The following is an 18,283-nucleotide window of genomic DNA, read 5'->3' on the forward strand; positions in this document are numbered from 1 at the left end:
GGCATGCTAATAATGTTGGCATGCCTTGAGTCCTTTCTATGTTTCGATTAGCAAATATTAATATCGTTCGCGATCATCGTTCTATTTTATCTATAGATTCGTTAAATATACCCACAACAGAACTCACAGTGGTTCTTGGTCATAATGGTTCAGGAAAATCTACACTGGTTAATCTCCTTTCTGGGCAGATGGCACCGGATAGCGGGCAAATTGATTTAAATGGCACGAGTCTTTCTCAATATAAAACGAAAGAATTAGCGCAAAAAATCGCATATTTACCACAAAAACTGCCAGCCTCAGCGGGGCTGTCTGTGAAAGAACTTGTGCGGTTAGGGCGTTTTCCGTGGCGAGGTGCACTTGGTCGCTGGCAAGCTGACGATGAAATTATTATCCAACAAGCGATGGAGAAAGCTGGGGTTGAGGGGTTTTCCGCGAACTTAGCAGACAACTTGTCTGGTGGAGAGCGCCAGCGCGCATGGGTTGCCATGTTACTTGCTCAACAATCACCAGTTTTAATACTGGATGAACCGACTTCTGCATTAGATATTCACCATCAATACCAGTTAATGAATTTATTGAGTGAGCTTAATAAAGTTCATGGGATTGGTGTGATTGTGATCCTTCATGACCTCAACCTTTCTTTACGGTATGCAACACACATCGTGGCATTAAAAAAAGGGAAAATAGAATTTGAGGGAAAAAGCGTTCTTCTCCATGATGAAGCAAGGCTATCGTCACTCTACGATACTCCGATTAAATTAATACCACACCCTAGTTTTCCCGAGTCAGAACATCATAGGGTTGCTATCGTATGCGCTTAAGAATCAATTTGCTTGGCCTTATTTTATTAACAAGTACATTATTATGCTCATTTTATACACGGGCTTATTCTGTTACGGACAGTCGTGGTATTGTCGAGTTCAATTCGCCGCCTCAGCGTGTTGTGGTTTTAGATTGGGATTTGCTGGAACAGCTATTAACGCTTGAAATTACGCCTGTTGGGGCCACGGAATTAGAGAGTTACAAGCAATGGGTTGTTGACCCTGTTGTTCCTTCTTCGGTCAAAGAGGTGGGTACGCGAGCTGAGCCTAATTTAGAGCAAATTGCCGCATTGAAACCTGATGTTATTATTGCAAGTAGCGCGCAAGAAGATTTACTGCCTTTATTGGAAAAAATAGCGCCAGTCGTTTATTTATCAAATTTTGCACGTCAAGATGATTCAGGGCTTGTAGCCATTGCTCATTTTAAAACGTTGGCTCGCTTATTTGAGAAGACGTCTTTTGCCGATGAATATTTAGTGAAAATGGATAAACGTTTTGCTGAATTAAGATCACAACTTGAATGTGCTTTTACAACGAAGCCAAGTGTTGCTGTTATCCGGTTTTCAAGTTTAAGCACTATTTTTCTTTATACTGAGAATTCAACACTCAATTATGTTCTTGAACAGCTTGCATTAAAGCCTGCTATTTTAGTCCCCGCACGTCCTTGGGGAATAGAGCAGAGACGAATAAATTCATTGCAGTTTATAAATGATGGGTACGTGTTATACATCAAACCATTTGTAGAAGAAAAAAAACTGAATGATTCCATATTATGGCAGTCGATGCCTTTTGTTAAACAAGGGCGGATAAATAGTGTTCGTCCCGTTTGGAATTATGGTGGTGTCTTTTCCTTGCAATTAATGGCGGAAGCATTAACAGAAAGCTTATTACAGGTTGCTCCTCATAATGACAACTAAACAGCACTCAATACTATTTTTTGTATTAATGGTGATCGCGCTGATTAACCTTCAGCTCGAACCTGGGGTTACACTCAGTCAGCAATTATTTTTAGTTATCCATCCAGCTTCAGCCGATACATTTGCTGATTATTTTTATTTATATGGCCAATTACCACGCCTTGCTATGGCATTATTAGTGGGAGCAACTTTTGGTTTATTGGGCAGTTTGATGCAGCAATTAACACAAAATAATCTTACTTCACCACTAACGTTAGGTTCATCATCCGGTGCTTGGTTAGCATTAGTGGTAGTCAATATTTGGTTTAGTAACGAGATTGGGTTATATCAAACGCTAGCTGCGATGGTGGGAGCATTACTTGCATTTGGTTTAGTAATATTAATTGCAGGTATTCGTAATATGACAGGCATTCCGTTAGTTGTTTCAGGAATGGTCATAAATATTTTGTTTGGTGCTATAGCGACTGCATTAATTACATTAAATTCGCAATTTGCACAAAATATTTTTATGTGGGGAGCAGGAAATTTAGCGCAAGATGGTTGGCAAAAAGTGGTTGGTTTATTACCTTTATTGTTCCCTGTTATTATTATTATCTGTTTCGCCCCACGTATTTTGACATTATTGAAATTAGGCCATGAGGGGGCTAAAGCTCGAGGCTTATCCGTTTTACCAACTTTTTTACTTTTTATTGTTTTAGCATCTTGGTTAGTAGCGGCGACTATTTCAACTGTAGGGGTTATTAGTTTTATTGGTTTATTAGCTCCAAATATAGTACGGCGAATGGGTAATATGAGTACAAGGCAAGAGTTATTAAATAGTGCAGTTGTAGGGGCTATTTTATTGCTTCTTGCAGACAGCGGGGCAATCGCACTAACAAATTACCTTAATATTGTGGTTCCTACGGGTGTAATGACAGCTGCTATTGGTGCTCCTTTATTGATCTGGTTTAGCCGCCGAACAATGACAGCCCAAGATCAATTATCGATAGGGTTATTACCAACAAAAATAATACTTTCTAAAACCACGGTATCTATTCTTATTTTATTGTTAGTAAGTGGAGTTGTATTTTCCCTTTGCTTACAAACGAATGGTGAACAATATTATTGGCAACTGCCGTCAAGTTTTCAATGGGATATTAAATGGCCTCGTTTATTAGCGGCGACATTTGCTGGATTAGCCTTGAGTATTGCGGGGGTTTTATTACAAAGGATTATTTATAACCCGTTGGCCAGCCCAGACATTTTGGGGGTTTCTTCAGGGGCTACAGCGGCACTCGTTCTATTTAGCCTACTATTAGGCACGGCTATTCAAACCTCATTTTGGGGTGTTGCTTTAATCGGGAGCCTGATTGTATTAGGAATATTGTTATACCTAGGTAAACGGCACCAATACGCACCAGCAAGTTTAATTTTGACAGGGATCTGCCTAACGGCAACGTTAGAAGCTTTTGTTCAGTTCTTTTTAGCTCAAGGGACATTGAGTAGCTATCGGATATTATTATGGCTTTCAGGCTCAACTTATCGTGTGGAAGGGCAACAGGCCATTATTTTTTCAATCAGTGTTGTTGTATTAACGATATTAGCGATCACGTTAAATCGTTGGCTAGTTTTATTATCAATTAGTCGAACATTTGCACAGGGAAGAGGACTAAATTCACAATTAGCGACTATATTGCTATTAATCTTAGTTGCATTATTGTGTGCCTTTGTCACTTCCACTGTTGGCCCCATTGCATTTCTTGGTTTAGTTGCACCCCATATGGCTTTTTTAGTTGGCGCTAAAAAGGCGAAACAACAACTTATTATTAGTGGGTTGATCGGTAGTATATTAATGGTTTGGGCAGATTGGCTAGGCCAAATTATTATTTATCCAACACAGATTGCAGCTGGAATTTTTGTCGCTATTTTAGGTGGTGGATATTTTTTATTGCTGATGGCGATGAATAAAATCAAGTCATAATTTATGGTGTAAATGTGGTTAGTTAAAGCCTTACTCAAGGCGAGTTAACTAACACTAAACAATGAATTTTGGGTAGTGTTGCATTGAAGGTTGTTAACGAAGGTACGACTTCTGTATTGATCAAAATATGGGTTGATACAGGAGACAAAACCGCTTCACTAGAAAAATTATAGCGTCGTTTCTTATCCGTATTATTTCAATATCACAGCCCCAGAATGGAAGTAAAAAAGTGTGTTAAGTTGAGCCGCGTTCAATTAATTGCCATTCGAGGATTTCATGGCTGTCATCGAGCTGCGGGTGCTTAATTTTATTGATTAGCAGTTGAACGCTACGGATGCCAAATTGATGCATCGGCTGCACAATGGTACTTAATGGCGGTGTGGTTACTTCACCGAAGGGCACACCATCAAACCCTAACACAGCAATATCATTCGGAATATGCAATCCCTGCTGATGCAAAACACTCATTGCACCGCCTGCGATGACATCAGAAATCGCGAATACAGCATCGGGTTTGGGCGCATTTTGCAGTAACTTTTCCATGGCCTTCGCCCCCGCGGTGTAATCTAATTCTTCTACATACTCGATTTTACAATATTCAAAGCCAAGTTCAGTGAGTGCTTTTCGGTACCCTTGTTCCCGTTGTTGCGAATAGAGGTAACGCATATCACTGTTAATTAATGCAATGCGTTGGCGATTTTTCGCTGCTAAATGATAAACGCCTGCGCTAGCGGCTTGTGAATTATCAATAGTAACAGAAGAAGCACGAAATTCTGGATCCCCTTCACCACACTGCACCCACGGAAAATCCCCAATCATATCAGTAAGCCCCGGTAAACAACTCACAGCATCCATAGTGATGACGCCATCAACAACCTTACCTCTGAGTAAACTTAGATAAGCGGATTCACGAGTTGGATTGGATTCAGAATTACATAACAAAATATGATAGCCGTGGCGTTCCGCTTCTTCTTCAATACCACGTACAACCAATGAACAAAAGGGGTTAGTGATATTAGACACCAGCACCAATAGCATGCGACTACGCGAGGTTCGTAGCTGGCGCGCTAATAAATTAGGTTGATAATTACACTGAGCGATGGCGGCGAGAACTTTATCTCGAGTTGCGGGTTTTACAATATGTTGATCATTCAATACCCGTGAAACCGTTGCGGCAGAGACTCCTGCAATTTTCGCCACTTTTTCTATCGACATTGTTCACTTTTCCTTTTGTCTATTGCCATGCACAGTATGCAACATCGCGATGAAAAGTACGATTGATACAATCAACTTGTGATGCAGATTGCAAATTTATCTTTTAGATCATTATTGAACCATTCAGCTAGTTGCTGAAAGAAACAATTTGGCTATATTTTATAAATGAAATCGATTTCAGTAAAAATGTAATCGATTTCATTTTTGGATTTAGCTGCCATTTAGTGAAAAGCCTCATTTTATAAACATTAAAACATGAGAGGTAATGAATGGATATACAACTACAGCTTGCGAAATGCGCTGATCGGAGTGAAGTCGCGCATTTGATTTATCACTCAACGAATGTCTGGTATCAACAACATGGTTTAGGCGCAATATTTCAGTCTGCGCCTGAAGAGTGCTATTTATTTGTTGATGTATACCAACAACTTGATCCTGACTACCACTGGGTAGCCCGTGATTCACAACTCAATATTCTTGGCTCGTGTTTTTTTCACCCACGAGAAACACATTTGGGCCTTGGGATTATGAATGTCCATCCCGACGCATTTGGACAGGGTATTGCAAAGAAATTACTGTCCAAAGCGGATGAATTAGCCGGAAATTTACCCATTCGCTTAATTTCAAGTGCCCTGAATTTAGACTCTTATTCTCTTTATCGCCGCGGCGGTTTTACACCTTATGCAATTTACCAAGACATGGTGATTTCAGTACCAGAGCAAGGCGTGAATCTCCCTCGCTTGACCGAAGGAATTGTGCGAGATGCTCGAACCGAAGACTTACCGGCTATTTTACAATTGGAAGCGGATTTATTAGGTATTAGTCGTCAGCGGGATATTGAATATTTTTTAAATGACACCAGCGGGTTATGGCGAATTGCAGTCTGGGAACATAACCAGCGCATCGAAGGTTATCTTGCCTCTATCGCACACCCCGCATCGAGGATGTTAGGGCCCGGCTGCAGCTATCGTGATGAGGTAGCGCTGGATTTACTCGGTTGGATGCTAGACAAACATCATCGTGGTGCGATGCCAGTCGTTTTAGTTCCCACAGAGCGAAGCGCACTGTGCCAAGCGCTATTACGATGGGGCGGTAGAATTTGTGAATTGCATCTTGCGCAAGTCAAAGGTGCTGTGCAGAAACCAAGCGGCGTGGTTATGCCGTCCTTTTTACCTGAAAGTGGCTAATAAAAAATAGAAATTATTGGGGGTCTTATGGGTACGAATAGTCTTGCTCAAGGTGGTAAAAATACTGCCCATGTATGGGTAGTACCGCGATTGGCGTTAATGATGTTCCTTCAATTTTTTGTGTGGGGGGCATGGTATGTCACGCTAGGGGTTGTCATGGGGAAATATGGTTTATCAGCAATTATTGGTGATGCCTATTCGACAGGGCCCATCGCCTCTATTTTATCTCCTTTTGTACTAGGGATGGTGGTTGACCGTTTTTTTGCATCACAAAAAGTGCTTGGCGTGCTGCATCTCATCGGTGCCGGTTTGTTATGGATGATCCCAAGTTACTTTACGGGGGACCATAGCGGTCTGTTATGGATAATCTTTGGTTATATGCTTTGCTATATGCCAACTATTGCTCTTAGTAACAACGTTGCCTTTTATAGTTTACCGAACAGTGAGAAAGCGTTCCCAGTTGTGCGTGCATTCGGTACATTTGGTTGGATTGTTGCGGGGCTGATTGTCGGTTCAACAGGGTTATCAGATAGTACAGAAATTTTCACCTTGGCGGCAGCAGCTTCGTTGGTGCTAGCGATTTACAGCTTTACATTACCACACACGCCAGCACCAGAGCGTGGTAAACCTGTAGCGATGCGCGACTTGTTATGCGCAGATGCGTTTGCCATGCTCAAGCAACGTCATTTCTTAGTTTTCATCATTTGTGCAATGCTGATCTCTATCCCATTGGCGGCTTACTATGCCTATGCGGCGCCATTTGTTGCGGCGACAGGGTTTACTAACGTTGGTGGCGTGATGTCTTTAGGGCAGATGTCAGAACTGTTCTTTATGTTATTGATACCATTCTTCTTTGCTCGTCTTGGTATCAAAGTGATGTTGCTGATTGGGATGCTATCTTGGTGCTTACGTTATGTCATGTTTGCCTTAGGGATTGCTGAAGAACTGCGCTGGATGATTTATATCGGTATTTTCTTACATGGTATGTGTTATGACTTCTTCTTTGTTATTGGTTTTATCTATACAGACAAAGTTGCTGGTGAGAAAGTAAAAGGGCAGGCGCAGAGCTTGCTGGTCTTGTTTACCTATGGCGTGGGGATGTTAATTGGTTCACAAATCAGTGGAATGCTGTTCAATAGCATTGTCACAACGGAAGGCGCAGCGGCTCTGCCACAATGGCAAAGTTTTTGGTGGTACCCAGCGATTGGTGCGTTACTGATTGCCGCATTGTTCTTCTTCACGTTCAACTATAAAGAAAAGCCAGTGGAGGAGAAATAAGATGGCAAATTTACGCGTCTTAGTCGTTGGTTGCGGCAATATGGGAGCCTCTCATGCAGAGGCTTACCACCGAATGGAGGGCGTTGATATATGCGGGCTGGTGGCTCGTGGTCATTCAAAAGATGCTCTCAATGAACATTTAGGTGGTGAATATGCCACGTTTGATAATTACGAACAGGCATTAAAAGCAACGCAACCAGATGCGGTTTGCTTAACGACATACCCTGATACGCATGAAGCTTATGCATTGTTAGCACTCAAGGCTGGCTGTCATGTGTTTATTGAAAAGCCGTTATCCACTACGGTTGAAGGGGCTAAGCGCGTCATTGCTGCTGCTAAACAAGCCCATCGACAAGTGGTGGTGGGTTATATCTTGCGTCATCACCCATCATGGCAACAATTCATTCATCTAGCGCATGAGCTGGGTAAGCCATTAGTGATGAGAATGAATTTGAATCAACAAAGCCATGGGCAGATGTGGAATGTACACCGTAACCTGATGCAATCACTGTCACCGATAGTTGACTGTGGCGTTCATTATTTAGATGTGATGTGCCAAATGACCCAAGCTCAGCCAGTGAGTGTCAGCGCTATTGGCGCAAGATTGACCGATGAATTACCAGACAATATGTATAACTATGGTCAATTACAGGTTCGTTTTGATGATGGCTCAGTGGGTTGGTATGAAGCGGGTTGGGGACCAATGATCAGCGAAACGGCGTATTTTATCAAAGATGTTATAGGCCCTCGCGGTGCGGTTTCGATAATGGCTCGGCATGGAGAAGGAAATAGCGACAATGTTGATGGGCACACACGCACTGACTCTTTACGTATTCATTATGCAGAGCTTGATAAAAACAATGCTTTTAAACATCCCGACCGTTGGGTTGACTGCCAAGATGAGCCAGACCATTTGGCGCTGTGCCTAAGTGAACAACGTTATTTTATTCAATCGATTACGGAACAATTTTCATTAGAACAGCATTTACAAGACGCACTCAATAGCTTGCGAATTGTTCTTGCTGCGGATGAAGCTGTGCGTACACAGCGCACTGTGATTTTAGGGAGTGAGTCATGAAAACAATCCAAGGTCCAGGTATCTTTCTAGCACAATTTATTGGCGAGAAAGCCCCTTTTAACTCATTAGAAAGCCTTGCTGAATGGGCATCAAGCCTAGGTTTTACATATATTCAAGTGCCAACGATCGACCCACGTATCTTTGATTTAGACTTGGCAGCCACAAGCCAAACTTATTGCGATGAGTTGGTTGCCATGTTACAGCAATATGGTATTCAGATCAGTGAGTTATCGACTCATATACAAGGCCAATTGATTGCGGTACATCCAGCGTATGACACTGTTTTTGATGGTTTTGCCCCAGTGAGTGTCAGAGGTAATCCTCTAAAGCGCCAACAGTGGGCGGTGGAGCAACTCATCAAAGCGGCAAAAGCCTCGCAGCGCCTAGGGTTAGTTACGCATGTGACTTTCTCAGGCGCGCTGGCGTGGCCTTATTTTTACCCTTGGCCCCCTCACAATGCGCAACTATTTAACGAAGCATTTGCTGAACTTGCGCTGCGTTGGTTGCCTATTCTGAATGTGTTTGACGAGTGTGGCGTCGATGTATGTTACGAGTTGCATCCAGGGGAGGACTTACACGACGGCGTGACATTTGAGCGTTTTCTTGGGCTTGTGGATAACCACCCGCGTTGCCATATTCTCTACGATCCAAGTCATTTATTGCTCCAGCAAATGGATTATCTTGCGTTTATTGATTGCTATCATCAACGCATTCGCGCATTTCATGTCAAAGATGCGGAATATTCACCAAATGGCCGTAGCGGTATCTATGGCGGTTATCAATCATGGGTTGAGCGTGCAGGGCGTTTTCGCTCATTAGGGGATGGTCAGATTGATTTTGTATCTATTTTCAGCAAATTAACTCAGTACGGTTTTTCCGGTGTCGCTACAATGGAATGGGAGTGTTGCCTTAAATCCCCAGATGCCGGGGCGAAAGAGGGAGCCGATTTTATCGCCAATCATATTATTCCAGTGGTTGATCATGCCTTTGATGATTTTGCAGTGGTAGATACTAATCTTCAACAAATCAGAGCATTACTTGGGATCGTAAGTGATAAATAAAGGATAAGGCGATGAGACTAAAGCTGGGAATGGTTGGGGGCGGGGAAGGTGCATTTATTGGTGCAGTGCATCGATTAGCGGCTCGTATGGATGATGAGTTTGAGTTAGTTGCAGGCGCATTTTCCTCGAATGAAGAAAACGGTAAACGCACAGGGGAACGGCTGCACCTTGCGCCTGAACGATGCTACGCCAGCTATCAGCAAATGGCGCAAAGTGAAGTCGTACGTGATGATGGCATTGATGTTGTTGCGATTGTCACGCCTAATCACTTGCATGCCCCTATTGCCGTTGAATTTTTGCGCTCAGGTATTGACGTTATCTGTGATAAACCATTGTGTACATCATACTCAGAAGCTTTGCAGCTTGCTGATGTTGTGCGAGAAACGGGTAGGCAACTGATTCTCACGCATAATTACAGTGCTTATCCGTTAATTCGTGAAGCGCGCAGCCGGATATTAGCAGGGGAACTAGGAGAAATTCGTTATATTGAAGTGGAGTATTTGCAGCAGTGGTTAGCAACACGATTAGAGGAAACTGAAAACAAGCAGGCGAATTGGCGTACCGATCCAAAAAAAGCGGGGACGGGCTGTATCGGCGATATCGGTACTCATGCGTGGCAGTTAGCTTCATTCGTCACAGGGATGTTACCAGAGTCCATTCGTGCTGAACTCACATCAATGATCCCAGGAAGAGTGCTAGATGACGATGTGCGTGTGCAAATGCGTTATCACAACGGAGCAAAAGGGCGTCTATGGGCGAGCCAAGTGGCTTGTGGTGAAGAAAATGGGTTGCGACTACGCATATATGGCAGCCAAGGGAGTCTTTCATTTTCCCAAGAAAATCCTAATCAATTATGGTTAAAACCGTTTGATTCGCCCATGTACTGTGTGTCTCGGGGATCAATGTCTCAATGGGAGGAAAACCGTGCGATGTCAAGGGTTCCAGCCGGGCATCCCGAAGGATATTTAGAAGGTTTTGCACAGATTTACCGTGAGGCAGCAACACGTTTACGCGAGGGAGGTGGCGCATCACCGCTATTACCGGGTATTGAAATTGGCCTACAGGGGATGGCTTTTATTGATGCTGCAAAACGTAGCGATGATAACTGTGGTCAATGGATTGATTTTACGCAATATCGTTGCTCATCATAATCTCTGTGATGGATGGTATGAGGCTAATGTGAAATTGAGAGTACTATCACCGAGTTAAAAAAGAAACCCAGCCAGAAAATATGAAATTTGCTGACATATTATCATATTAATGAGTTGGTAGAATCCCGTTAATTACAGTTATAACCTCTGTGTAATATATTACCACACAGAGGCTGTAATAATGATTTTCTCTTTGTAATTGTCGTCATTTAATCCATTCTTGTTGAGTAATTTCGACACTCAATGAGTAATTGATTTAGAGAACAGCTGGATAATAACAATTCCCAGCGCAATGCATGCCAGACCAATTAATGCTGGAAAATCAAGTTTCTGTTTATAAACAAAAAACGATAATGCTGAAACAAGAAATATTCCTGCTCCAGCCCATATCGCATAGGCGATACCAATATTCATACTTTTTACAACTTGGGATAAGCCATAAAAAGAAATGGCATAACCAATAACGACAATAATACTGGGCACCAACTTGGTAAACCCATCAGACGCCTTCATCATGGTTGTCGCGGTTGTTTCAGCTATGATAGACACCATTAAGATTGCGTACACTTTCAGCATAAAAACCTCTTTAACTTATTTAACAAACATTCCAAAATGACAATTCTAAACTATGTTTGAGATAAAAATGTCATCATAGCTATGAAACTCAACGCCTAAGTAAGCGTTTATACCAAGGGACAGGAACAGGGTGTACAATAGCCCGCAAAGCACGTGCATAATCCATAATTAATCCTGGGGTCCATGCCATCATCAGCGCACGCCGACGAATTTGAGCCGCAATCCATAACTCTGGCATACAAAGTACATTTAAAATTCCGATAAAATCACTTCTCTTTTGCATAGACAAAACACCATCCAACGCAGCTTCCAAACCATATGCAACACTGCTGGAACAGTTTTGATATGTTAGGTTATAAATAGGATACTGGCGATATTTTTCCCAAAAACTCAATAAAGAAGCATAGTTATAAACATTGAAAACAATCTGTCTGTCAGATTCACACCATTCGGATGCTTCAGCTTGATAATTAGGCAAGAAACGCCCCGGAACGTTATTATCAGCGGTTGCTTTTAGTAGCCTGAAAAATTCTGAAGGAGAGCGATCAATATCTTCTTCAGGGTATAAGCTGATATAGAGGTGCGGATAGAGTTCTAGAGATGCATGCCCCGTAGAGATTACCCCCTCAGAATCAACAGCCGCAATATAACGATTAATAATTGGCCGTGGTACAGGACGTTGGTTTGCGGAGCCTTCGGGGGTCCAGATATGAACAGTCAAAATAGCATCTTGTTCAGTTGATCTATTTAAAGTAGGGGACTGTAGGTTCTCTGTCATTGGCCGCGTTGCCCCTTTTTTCTTAAACGACACAGGTAAAGGACGCATCAGTTCAAATATGGATGTTCCTCGTTGGATATGACGGGCTCGAAATGCTAACTTCAGGCATCCAAATCCACTTCCTATCATCAAAAAGCCGATGAAAAAAGAAATTGTTGCTTGGTGATGGGTAAACAGAAAAAAGGCAAACAGCATTTCAATTACGCCCCATAACAGGATTAATTGCCATCCAGGAAAACGTACGATCCAAGCTGATGCAACAACAAACAATCCGGTAATAAAAAAAACAAAACCGAACATCGCTGACAGTAATACATTGCTATATGTTTGATTAATTAAGATAACCAATGCACAGAATAAAAACAAACCACCTTTAAAGAAAAGTATCGTTTTTTGTGTCCCAATTCCACTTGAAGCGACACTTAATGTGATCAGACTTTCAAGTAACAATAGAAAACCAAACAAATGTATTGGAAAAAAAAGAATACCATCAATACCATCAATAAAAATAAAGATACCAATAAAACACCAAAGGAGCCCAATCCCCCAGAGGTAATGTGCTTTTCCTCTGATAAATTCGGCACCGAAAAGTAATAATGCAATTTGTAGCATCACTTATCCTTTGTTATTACATCAATTTTAGGATACTTCACCCAAAATAAACCAATTCCCAACAATCATTACTGGCTTGTTATGACTAAAAATAACACTTCCACGATCTTCTATATTCCACCAACGACCTTCTTTATCTTTCAGACAAAAGGTTATTATTGGAAGAGTGGTCTGAGCTTGCTCTTGTTCCCAATGTCGAGCGAGTTTTTCTCGGTCGTCAGGGTGAATAGATTCCATAATTTGTCTTAGAGCGGAAAGGGTTATTAAATCAGCCTTCGGATATGAACAATCTGTATTTCCCCATTCTATAGCACCATTATCTAGATTAAGTTGATATACTAGGTGCTGCGGTTTATAAGCCCCTTGTGTGTCATCAATTCTATGAGTACTTCGAGCGACAACTCGCAAAAAAACCATTAATAATGATATTACGGTCAAATATCCCTGTATTAACCACAGTGATTCATGGCGAAATAGGCCATGAAGGTAAAAAGGACCTTGCTGATTACGAGTGTAATAGATTGTAATAGTGGCAAGTATTAATAGTGCGATTGATCCTCCTCTGTTTCCCCATAGCATAGACAGGGTAACAGCAAGCAAAATAGGGATGCAGAGTAGTGATAATTTAGCAGTATTACGATGCTGATGAAAATAGGAATAGTATATCTGTATCGCAGTATCATTGAATATTAATATTGTGCTAATAATAAGAAGAATAAAAACAATACTTCCCCAAATTATATTAATTTTGAAAGAAGGCACCACCCTTTTGAAATGGGTATTAATTAGCCCCATAATCACTGTTGTCGCAAATATGTTGCCAGTAATATCAGCAATAAAACCATCCCAGAAAATATCATTAAGTGATGTATTATCAAACCAATACAAACTGATAGAAAATAAAACTGCATCTGCAAAACTGACAATTATTACTGCCGATAGCCATAACAATATTAGTTGCAGATCATCTCCTCTCTGAGCATACCTACGGACAATCCAAGCAATAGCAATACAAGAAAGTACAGCTAGAGCGGCGTATATAAGTGAAAGGGTGATTTGCTCATTATCGAAGCCATTCAGAATCAAGTTTAATACAACGAAGCCAATCAGTAATGGTAACCATTGGCGCTTGTGCATACATAAAAAAGCGGTTGTTGCGACTCCCGCAGGAAACCAGACAACAGAAATATCTGAATTCTCTGGTGTAAGTATTTCGGAGATTTCACCTGTTACGTAATAAAGTAATAGCCATCCTATTATTACGATTAGCGTGGTCTTATTTGATAGCAAGGATGTTTTCATAGTTTATTTCAGGTTATACATCATAAAGTTATGTTTGGCCTTATCTTAACGCAAAAAGGTCTACATCATTTCTCTTTTCAAAAAATATCAAAATGATATCTTGAGGTATAGCTATTATTATATTTTTTCCTGTATTTTTAGACACTTTTTATTTCTTATTTTAGTATGAGTTCGGCTCTGTAGGTACTTCAATGAACATTACGCTCCCAGTCAAAGCCAATAGCACCCCAAATCTGAATTTTTTAAAATATAAAACATGGCTTGTTGTTTTCATAGACAGCTATTCGTGAAAGATACCCAACGTCATATAAAGCAATACTCGAGCAATAATGGCAAAAATTGAACGTATTCACCACAATTAAAAATAGCTAACTATGTCCCGCAGGGAATTATGTGCTCAAAGGCGAGAGCTATACCAAAGCGGAAGGGGATATGCGGTGCCAAGCTAAGGCGAGTTATCAGTCATCGGGGGGATATGTAATAAACACAGCACTCAATAACGGGCTTAATACTAAGCTAAACACGAGTAGTGTTGACCAATCAACGGGCGAATCAACAACGAGTGTGATGAGCGAGAAGGCCGTCAGCGATGTATTACAAAACGCGGTTAACCTAAATACGGTCTATCCCGTTGGTATTGATGTGTGGTTCGCGCAAAACAAGAACCCCAATACGTTATTCCCTGGTACAAAATGGCAGTATATTGATGAAAACAAAACCATTAGTTTAGCCGCGACAAGTGGCTCGAATGTCTTCACACCAGGTGGTTCGGATTTAGTGACCATTGGTAAAGGCCATCTACCCGTAGTGCCATTAAAGTATTTAGGAACAACTGTAAGTAGCAGAGGGCATACTCATACCCGAGGAACGATGAATATCACGTGTGAGATTGGATATATCCGGAGTGATAATGCTATTCACTCTATGGCAACAGGCGCTTTTAGTCTTGCTAACGGGGGAACTGGCTATAATGGTAATAACACAACTAGCGGCTATAAATATGTATTTAACGCATCTAAAATATGGTCAGGTGAAACGTCTAATAGTGGAGCACACACGCATACCTATTCAGGTAACACGGAAAACCTCGGTTCAGGAACGGCCTTAACAGTTACCAACGCCTATACCATGTTGATGAGGTGGTATCGATTAAGTTAAGTGCTATTAGTAAATAAAAGTGTGGCGTGCATTGTAATATGCACACCACACTTAAATTAAAAGATTACTTGTTGCTCAATTGTTTTTTTGTTATCCATATCTACAATGAAATTAATGGATTTTATATTTTTAGGTGAAACTGGAATAGTGAAACCAACTAAATTCATACCATAAATAGAGTCTATCTTGTTATTCTCTTCAGTATGTATTCTATTTTTGTCATCCATTACTATTATTCTATAGCTTTCATTTGACATTAACTTTTTGTTATCAACAAGTTGTAGGGCTATAGTTGTTCCTTTTAAAAATCTATCTTTACCTAAGAATAGATTTGAAACATTTGTATTTGTTACATTAGGTAGTGGCAGTTTTATTCCATCTAAAATAACTGCGTAGTTATAGTCTATTTTATAGGTTTCAATCGGATGGCTAATATTAAAGTATTCAGCCATTGCATTAGGATTATGATATAAATCCATTTCGTCACCACCTCTGAAAGAGCGTGGATAGTAATACTCGGGTATCTTATCGGTTTTAGAATCACCAATTATTTCTTCGTTTATAGCATAAATTCTTATTTTCTCTTGAGTCGTTATTGTATTATATGAATAAACCATTTGAATATATGAAAAAATGAAACCACAAAGAGTTAAAATACCAATAAAATATGTAATTGCGATTCCTCTTTTATTTTTCATACTAAATGCGTATCCAATAGAAAAGGAGCATGAAATAACATAAAAAAGGTGAGCGCCACTCAAAGACCTAGTAGGAAATGTTGGGGATGCAACCATGGAAAATATACTTAAAAAGCCTAATACGATAAACAATAATGAAAGATAAAAGCTTTTTGACTTCTTTTCACCTACATAAGTTAGCAGTAAAAGTAATGAAGCAACTAGTACCCCCCACGTTTTAGTAAATGAATGTGAAAGTTTATCCGATAAAAAATATGTGATTTTTTCTATCGTACTGAGGGAGTAAAAGTCAGTGAAAAGAGCGGCTCGATGAAAATTACCAGGGCTCGAAATCAAAGTTACAAACCCAAGTATAACAAGTACAGATGAAAAGATAATAAGTCTGTTTTTATGTTTAAAAAAAACATAACAGGAGGTAATTACTGAAATGGCAACTATAATCCAACTCGTATTTTCATTACTGCATCCAGCAAAAAAAGAACTGATTATGAGAGGGATTAGGCACTTTTTATCATCAAGATAACGAAATAAAAAATAAAGATAAATAACAATAAATAAATTTGTGACAAGATAATTTGCTGCACCAACAACCCAAAAAACAATTTGACCAAGAGCTGGATTTGTAACCCAGTAAATTGAAAATAAAACAATAAACTGTAAAAAAAATGTTTTTTTACTTGTGTCAGAGTTACTACTTATTTTAGTAATTAAAAAGATCATCATTGTTAATACAAATGCAATCATACTATTTTTTAGTATGTTAGAGTCTGATGTAAGAACTAGAGTGCTAAAATAGTCTGATACAAATCTTCCACTCCATGAAAGGTAGTGAGATACATGAGCAGATAATGAATTTCCTTTAATATAATACACATAGTCATCAGAATGCATAGGTGTATAGTATTCGACTAAAAAAATAAGCGAAAAGACAATTAGGACACTTATGTAGCCTAAATTAATACGTTTTAAGTAGTTAGTCATTTTTGTTCTCAATATAATCTGTCTTTTTTAGCAAGTATCTAGGCCTTGCTTTGCTTTCAGTATAAATACGACCAATATACTCACCGAGTACACCAATACCAATAAGCTGAACTCCACCTAAAAATAGAATAGAAACAAGTAATGAAGGATAACCAGGAACAGGATTACCCCAAATTAATTTATCTACCATCATCCAACCACCATAGATAAAAGATGCAAAAGCAACAAATAAACCAATGTAAGTCCAAACGCGTAATGGAAAAGTAGAAAAACTCGTTATACCTTCTAAGGCTAAGTTCCATAATTTCCAGCCATTAAATTTACTTTCTCCAGCAGATCTTTCTGCTCTATTGTATTCAACAACATCAATTTTTCCACCCACCCATGAAAGGATACCTTTCATGAATAAATTACGCTCAGGTAATAATTTTATATATTCGACACTCTGACGAGATATCAACCTAAAATCGCCAACATTCTCTTCAATTTCAGGCGCGCTAATTTTATTATGGAGCTTGTAAAACCATTCAGCTGTTTTGCGTTTTAACCATGTATCACTAGTACGATTAGCTCTTTTTGCGAGAACAATATCTGCGCCTTGTTGCCATTTATCTATGAGCTGAGGAATAACATCAATAGGATCTTGAAGGTCTACATCAATAGGTATTACAGCTTCTCCAGTTGCGTATTCAAGGCCCGCAAACAAAGCCGGTTCCTTTCCAAAATTTCGCGTGAAGTTTAAAGGGATCACTAAAGGGTCAGCAATAGCTAGTGCATTGATAATATTTTCAGTGCTGTCCTTACTTCCATCATTTATGAAGACTATTTCGATATCATATTGATTAAGAATCGGGTGTTCTCTTACTGACTTATAAAATATAGGGATAGCTTCTTCTTCGTTATAAACTGGTACTACTAATGATATTTTCATTGTGGAGTATCTCTGAAAACAAAGATTTTGGAGTAAAGGAAACCTAATACGAGGCTAATCGAAGAAAAAATTATTAAAGTTGCTATAGGGGGGAATTGTAGTTGGTCTGAAACATAACCAGTCAAGTAACTTAATAGCCCCATAAATAAGGTAAATGATAAGTATCGTGCTGTAGTCGCTTTAGCTTTGAAGGTGAATTTTGCATTAGCAAAAAAGGAAAAACTGACAGCAGCTATGAAGCCTATTAAGTTAGCTATAGCTTGAGAGGTTGAAAGGAACACTGTCAGTAGCCCAAAAATGGACCAATGTATAAGAGTGTTTAAAATTCCAACCGAAAAGTATTTAGTAAATAACTTAATCATTTCAATCATTCGTATTGAGAAGAGAATAAGTAATTTAGTATACCTGAATATACCTACTGATGCAGCAAACTGATAAGGAGAGTTTATGTGAAATGTCGTGTTAGTCTTACTTTATTCTCCACCAAATTGTGAGACAGAAAAGCAAGCCTATATTATAAAATAGGGGAAATGGGATTTTACTACAGTACCACTACGAACTATTTATATTTTGGTATAA

The 18,283-nt window shown here is 39.8% G+C and carries 16 protein-coding genes; 9 read left to right on the forward strand and 7 right to left on the reverse strand.

Going from position 1 to position 18,283, the window contains the following annotated elements; all coding sequences use genetic code 11:
• Positions 1-38 precede the first annotated feature (38 nt).
• Genes M1F17_RS07105 through fhuB form a run of 3 tightly spaced genes read left to right on the forward strand, consistent with a single transcriptional unit; the run spans position 39 to position 3,698 of the window.
• Positions 39-821: an ABC transporter ATP-binding protein gene (locus M1F17_RS07105; RefSeq protein WP_004261670.1), complete on the forward strand. Its 783-nt coding sequence runs from the start codon at positions 39-41 to the stop codon at positions 819-821.
• Entirely contained in the window at positions 812-1,738 is a 927-nt protein-coding gene (locus M1F17_RS07110) for an iron-siderophore ABC transporter substrate-binding protein (RefSeq protein WP_318837333.1), read from the forward strand. The genes M1F17_RS07105 and M1F17_RS07110 overlap by 10 nt, the downstream gene beginning before the upstream one ends.
• Positions 1,728-3,698 (forward strand): Fe(3+)-hydroxamate ABC transporter permease FhuB, encoded by a 1,971-nt coding sequence (gene fhuB / locus M1F17_RS07115; RefSeq protein WP_096863338.1) that lies wholly within the window; start codon positions 1,728-1,730, stop codon positions 3,696-3,698. The genes M1F17_RS07110 and fhuB overlap by 11 nt, the downstream gene beginning before the upstream one ends.
• A 234-nt stretch (positions 3,699-3,932) precedes the next feature.
• On the opposite strand, the gene M1F17_RS07120 is transcribed toward fhuB, so the two are convergent.
• Positions 3,933-4,913 carry a LacI family DNA-binding transcriptional regulator gene (locus tag M1F17_RS07120; protein WP_196724436.1) on the reverse strand — a complete coding sequence of 327 codons (981 nt, stop codon included), beginning with the start codon at positions 4,911-4,913 and terminating at the stop codon, positions 3,933-3,935.
• A gap of 269 nt (positions 4,914-5,182) precedes the next feature.
• Here M1F17_RS07120 and M1F17_RS07125 point away from each other — a divergent pair, with 269 nt between their 5' ends.
• From M1F17_RS07125 to M1F17_RS07145, 5 genes are read left to right on the forward strand one after another with little or no spacing between them, the layout of a single operon-like run.
• Positions 5,183-6,100: a GNAT family N-acetyltransferase gene (locus tag M1F17_RS07125; protein WP_318837334.1), complete on the forward strand. Its 918-nt coding sequence runs from the start codon at positions 5,183-5,185 to the stop codon at positions 6,098-6,100.
• Between the two features lie 27 nt (positions 6,101-6,127).
• Positions 6,128-7,378, forward strand: a complete 1,251-nt coding sequence (locus M1F17_RS07130) for an MFS transporter (RefSeq protein WP_206277583.1) — start codon at positions 6,128-6,130, stop codon at positions 7,376-7,378.
• A gap of 1 nt (position 7,379) precedes the next feature.
• A complete protein-coding gene (locus M1F17_RS07135; protein WP_318837335.1) occupies positions 7,380-8,456 on the forward strand; it encodes a Gfo/Idh/MocA family oxidoreductase in 1,077 nt (358 codons plus the stop codon).
• Entirely contained in the window at positions 8,453-9,517 is a 1,065-nt protein-coding gene (locus M1F17_RS07140; RefSeq protein WP_004261652.1) for a sugar phosphate isomerase/epimerase family protein, read from the forward strand. Before M1F17_RS07135 ends, M1F17_RS07140 begins: the two co-directional genes overlap by 4 nt.
• Before the next feature lie 11 nt (positions 9,518-9,528).
• Entirely contained in the window at positions 9,529-10,668 is a 1,140-nt protein-coding gene (locus tag M1F17_RS07145) for a Gfo/Idh/MocA family protein (protein WP_272515261.1), read from the forward strand.
• Between the two features lie 240 nt (positions 10,669-10,908).
• Here the strand turns inward: M1F17_RS07145 and M1F17_RS07150 are convergent, their stop codons facing one another.
• From M1F17_RS07150 to M1F17_RS07160, 3 genes are all read right to left on the reverse strand, one after another.
• Positions 10,909-11,241 (reverse strand): DMT family transporter, encoded by a 333-nt coding sequence (locus M1F17_RS07150; RefSeq protein WP_371021498.1) that lies wholly within the window; start codon positions 11,239-11,241, stop codon positions 10,909-10,911.
• A gap of 91 nt (positions 11,242-11,332) precedes the next feature.
• Positions 11,333-12,634, reverse strand: coding sequence for an HdeD family acid-resistance protein (locus tag M1F17_RS07155; RefSeq protein ID WP_164455338.1), 1,302 nt, complete (start codon positions 12,632-12,634; stop codon positions 11,333-11,335).
• A 27-nt stretch (positions 12,635-12,661) separates the two neighbouring features.
• Positions 12,662-13,936 carry an MASE1 domain-containing protein gene (locus M1F17_RS07160; protein WP_136134887.1) on the reverse strand — a complete coding sequence of 425 codons (1,275 nt, stop codon included), beginning with the start codon at positions 13,934-13,936 and terminating at the stop codon, positions 12,662-12,664.
• Between the two features lie 393 nt (positions 13,937-14,329).
• Here M1F17_RS07160 and M1F17_RS07165 point away from each other — a divergent pair, with 393 nt between their 5' ends.
• On the forward strand, positions 14,330-15,094 hold the full coding sequence (locus M1F17_RS07165) for a phage tail protein (protein ID WP_112307238.1): 765 nt from the start codon (positions 14,330-14,332) through the stop codon (positions 15,092-15,094).
• Positions 15,095-15,150: 56 nt separating this feature from the next.
• Here the strand turns inward: M1F17_RS07165 and M1F17_RS07170 are convergent, their stop codons facing one another.
• From M1F17_RS07170 to M1F17_RS07180, 3 genes are read right to left on the reverse strand one after another with little or no spacing between them, the layout of a single operon-like run.
• Positions 15,151-16,773 carry a DUF6056 family protein gene (locus M1F17_RS07170; protein ID WP_180312525.1) on the reverse strand — a complete coding sequence of 541 codons (1,623 nt, stop codon included), beginning with the start codon at positions 16,771-16,773 and terminating at the stop codon, positions 15,151-15,153.
• Complete coding sequence (locus tag M1F17_RS07175; RefSeq protein ID WP_112307240.1) at positions 16,766-17,704, reverse strand: glycosyltransferase family 2 protein; 939 nt, start codon at positions 17,702-17,704, stop codon at positions 16,766-16,768. The genes M1F17_RS07170 and M1F17_RS07175 overlap by 8 nt, the downstream gene beginning before the upstream one ends.
• A complete protein-coding gene (locus tag M1F17_RS07180) occupies positions 17,701-18,066 on the reverse strand; it encodes a GtrA family protein (protein ID WP_112307250.1) in 366 nt (121 codons plus the stop codon). The genes M1F17_RS07175 and M1F17_RS07180 overlap by 4 nt, the downstream gene beginning before the upstream one ends.
• Positions 18,067-18,283 lie beyond the last annotated feature (217 nt).

The sequence above is a fragment of the Providencia sp. PROV073 genome (assembly GCF_033688125.1).
Taxonomy (GTDB): Bacteria; Pseudomonadota; Gammaproteobacteria; order Enterobacterales; family Enterobacteriaceae; genus Providencia; species Providencia hangzhouensis.

Coding starts and splice junctions, on each gene's coding strand:
- M1F17_RS07120 (WP_196724436.1), bottom strand. CDS start 4,913: ATGTCGATAGAAAAAGTGGCGAAAATTGCAGGAGTCTCTGCCGCAACG.
- M1F17_RS07140 (WP_004261652.1), top strand. CDS start 8,453: ATGAAAACAATCCAAGGTCCAGGTATCTTTCTAGCACAATTTATTGGC.
- fhuB (WP_096863338.1), top strand. CDS start 1,728: ATGACAACTAAACAGCACTCAATACTATTTTTTGTATTAATGGTGATC.
- M1F17_RS07110 (WP_318837333.1), top strand. CDS start 812: ATGCGCTTAAGAATCAATTTGCTTGGCCTTATTTTATTAACAAGTACA.
- M1F17_RS07145 (WP_272515261.1), top strand. CDS start 9,529: ATGAGACTAAAGCTGGGAATGGTTGGGGGCGGGGAAGGTGCATTTATT.
- M1F17_RS07105 (WP_004261670.1), top strand. CDS start 39: ATGTTTCGATTAGCAAATATTAATATCGTTCGCGATCATCGTTCTATT.
- M1F17_RS07125 (WP_318837334.1), top strand. CDS start 5,183: ATGGATATACAACTACAGCTTGCGAAATGCGCTGATCGGAGTGAAGTC.
- M1F17_RS07135 (WP_318837335.1), top strand. CDS start 7,380: ATGGCAAATTTACGCGTCTTAGTCGTTGGTTGCGGCAATATGGGAGCC.
- M1F17_RS07170 (WP_180312525.1), bottom strand. CDS start 16,773: ATGACTAACTACTTAAAACGTATTAATTTAGGCTACATAAGTGTCCTA.
- M1F17_RS07160 (WP_136134887.1), bottom strand. CDS start 13,936: ATGAAAACATCCTTGCTATCAAATAAGACCACGCTAATCGTAATAATA.
- M1F17_RS07175 (WP_112307240.1), bottom strand. CDS start 17,704: ATGAAAATATCATTAGTAGTACCAGTTTATAACGAAGAAGAAGCTATC.
- M1F17_RS07180 (WP_112307250.1), bottom strand. CDS start 18,066: ATGATTAAGTTATTTACTAAATACTTTTCGGTTGGAATTTTAAACACT.
- M1F17_RS07155 (WP_164455338.1), bottom strand. CDS start 12,634: ATGCTACAAATTGCATTATTACTTTTCGGTGCCGAATTTATCAGAGGA.
- M1F17_RS07130 (WP_206277583.1), top strand. CDS start 6,128: ATGGGTACGAATAGTCTTGCTCAAGGTGGTAAAAATACTGCCCATGTA.